We start from the raw sequence: 255 nt of genomic DNA, 5'->3' as shown, positions 1-255 counted from the left end.
AAAAAGACCGCTATTTTATTTGAAGAAACCTACGCCTTAGGAAGACTGTTTGACATTGATGTGATGGCTAATGGTCAAGCTGATTATCAATTGTCTCGTGAGGATTTAGGCTTTGGACCACGGTTATGCTTGATTTGTGGCAAGCCAGCAAAGGTGTGCGCCAAGGAGCAAAATCACACGCTTGATGAAGGGTATGAAGTGATTAATCAAATGTACCAAGGGGCAACCAGCAAAGAGTTAATCTTTGAAAAAGAG

1 protein-coding gene is annotated in these 255 nt (G+C 41.6%); it reads left to right on the top strand.

Annotation, left to right across the window (positions count from 1 at the left end; translation table 11 throughout):
- The coding region (locus PZC42_RS24980) for a citrate lyase holo-[acyl-carrier protein] synthase (RefSeq protein WP_277214326.1) at positions 1–255 on the top strand (255 nt) is incomplete at both ends.

The sequence above is a fragment of the Isoptericola croceus genome (genome assembly GCF_029382255.1).
Classification (GTDB): domain Bacteria; phylum Actinomycetota; class Actinomycetes; order Actinomycetales; family Cellulomonadaceae; genus Isoptericola; species Isoptericola croceus.
This window is presented reverse-complemented; position numbering and strand designations above follow the sequence as displayed.